This window comes from Methanoculleus sp. MH98A, assembly GCF_000691865.1.
GTDB lineage: Archaea > Halobacteriota > Methanomicrobia > Methanomicrobiales > Methanoculleaceae > Methanoculleus.
Map to the genome: position 1 here is coordinate 1 of NZ_JMIO01000124.1, position 2,110 is coordinate 2,110.

At 57.9% G+C, this 2,110-nt stretch carries 3 protein-coding genes; 1 reads left to right on the plus strand and 2 read right to left on the minus strand.

All coding sequences use genetic code 11. From position 1 onward, the window contains the following. A partial coding sequence (locus EI28_RS15050; RefSeq protein WP_048115083.1) for a hypothetical protein occupies nt 1–198 on the plus strand: 198 nt, incomplete at its 5' end. A gap of 274 nt (nt 199–472) precedes the next feature. On the opposite strand, the gene EI28_RS11850 is transcribed toward EI28_RS15050, so the two are convergent. Next, on the minus strand, nt 473–1,141 hold the full coding sequence (locus EI28_RS11850) for a cyclase family protein (RefSeq protein WP_048115085.1): 669 nt from the start codon (nt 1,139–1,141) through the stop codon (nt 473–475). After that, a complete protein-coding gene (locus EI28_RS11855; protein ID WP_048115087.1) occupies nt 1,114–1,821 on the minus strand; it encodes an HAD family hydrolase in 708 nt (235 codons plus the stop codon). Before EI28_RS11855 ends, EI28_RS11850 begins: the two co-directional genes overlap by 28 nt. Nucleotides 1,822–2,110: the final 289 nt, after the last annotated feature.

The window sequence follows — 2,110 nt, forward strand, 5'->3', positions numbered from 1 at the left end:
CTTACCCTCCTCATGATCGTCGATACCGCTTTGCTCAGTTTATTCTGGCTTAACTACGGTGAACTGGTAAACTCAAACATACTGCTGCCGCTGACATTCCAGGCACTGAACTGGGCTGCAATCGTGTACATTATTTACAGACAACGACAAAAAGTGCAGTTATCCCTACGATCAGAAAAATCAGAAGTAGCAGATTAGTTTACAAAAATTAATCCTCTTTTCAGATCTTTGCGAAGACAACTCCACTCCAGGCATCAAGAGGGGGTAGAAGGTATCCATGCGCCCAAAGGCCGCGAATGCACTGATGTATGCAGGATCGCTACATATCCCTCAAATGGAGTTACTCTGCAGGCGTCATAGATCATCAGTATCTTTCGGCCGGCCGCTGACTACGTTTATGGGGCCTCACTCACCCTCAATAAGATATCGAGCGCCCGGCTTGAGTATTGTTAAGTTACAGAGTCGTACAGGATTAGCCAAACTCCGCGAGCGCCACTACCGGCACCCCCTCCAGGTCGTCGAAGACCGTCGGGTAGACCCGGAGGATCCATGGCTCCTCGATCAGCCGGCCGTAGGAGAGATCCACGTCCTCGAGGAGGAAGATGTGCGGCGATCCGCAGAGGAACGCGCGATGCGCCTCCGCGCCTTCCTCCGGATCTGCGGGGACGGCGATGGAGATGGTATCGATCCCGAACAGCCTGAGGCCCGGGTTCTCCATGCGGAGGAAGCCTGGAACCTCGTGGTGTACCCATGGATGCTCTCTCGCGTAGGCATCCGGGTCGCTCTCCCGGAGCCGGCCGCTCCCGGTCCTGATGAAGAGCGCACGCGACGCCCGGATCGCATCGAGATAGGGAAGGAGATCGTAGATCCGGATCGATTCCGCTCCCGTCTTCGGGATCGCGATGCACCGCGCGGGCTCAAAGACCGCCTCCGGGGCAAGGAGACCCCTGATCGAACCGCCACCCGGGCAGAAATGCCGGGGGAGGTCGATGTGCGTCCCGGCGTGGCTGGAGAAGGTGATCAGGCTCTTCTCCTCCGCATCGCCCTTGTCGAATGACTTCGTGCGGGTGATCGAGAGCGGTTCCGTTCCTGGGTAGAGGGGCGCTCTCCGGTTCAGGGGGTACGAGATCGGGATGAGCATATGTTCTCCCGTAGGTACTCCCGGAGTTCATGAAGGTTCTCTATGATCCCCTCCACCCCCGGCCGGCCGATAAACCGGTTCGGGTCGCCGGGCGGGATTCTCGCCACGAACCGAACGCCCGTCTCGTATGCCGCCTGCCAGTCGTTCGGGGCGTCGCCGACGAAGAGGGCCTCCTCGGGCGAGGCGCCGGTCTCAGCGAGGATCTCCCTGATGCACTCGGCCTTCGTCTTCGGCGAGCCGTAGATCCGGACAAAGAATCCGGTAAGGTCCCGGCGGCGGGCGATCTCCTGCATCTCGCCCTCCGGGGTTGCGGAGACGATGTAGAGCGGAAGCCGCCGGGAGCAGTCCCGGAGGAGTTCTTCTGCGCCCGCGACGTAGGGTACGGTGAGCATGGCGTCGAAGATAAGCCCGACGTATTCGTTCGCAAGCCGCTCCTCCTGCTCGGGAGAGAGGTCTTCGTGGAGGATGTTTGCGTAGATGTGGCGGAACTTGTCGTACCGGGACATCCCGCCGTTCTCGAGGTGGAAGGCGATGATTGCGTCGAGGTGTTCGGAGGGCGCGAAGGAGAAGATCTTTTTGAACGCAGCGGTCTTTAAGGGGAGGGATTCGACGACGACGCCGTCGAAGTCGAGGATGAGGGTGGCGATGGTATTGGGTGGTTGGGGGTGACTCTCTGTCATGGTAGTGGATCTGTCGAATCTCAGTTGGCTAAACTTTTTGCTATTTTATTCCACATGATGGCTGTATCTTGGTTTGACTTTTGACGTGAAACTAAGTGTCAAAACCGGCCGTTACCAGCTTTGCCAGTCATGGGAGTCATTCAAGATCGCTCCTGATGAGAGCGAAAGGTCTTCGCACCTGAGAGGTGCAAATGGCGGACCTGATCGCGGGGTCTCAAGTTTTTATTGAACGATATAGGGCTCGCTTCCTAGATGCGTACCTGGTACCCCCTATCATACCGCTCTGCTC

Bases quoted from the DNA above. Each gene is read 5' to 3' on its own strand.
- EI28_RS11850 (WP_048115085.1), bottom strand. From the start codon at position 1,141: ATGCTCATCCCGATCTCGTACCCCCTGAACCGGAGAGCGCCCCTCTAC.
- EI28_RS11855 (WP_048115087.1), bottom strand. From the start codon at position 1,821: ATGACAGAGAGTCACCCCCAACCACCCAATACCATCGCCACCCTCATC.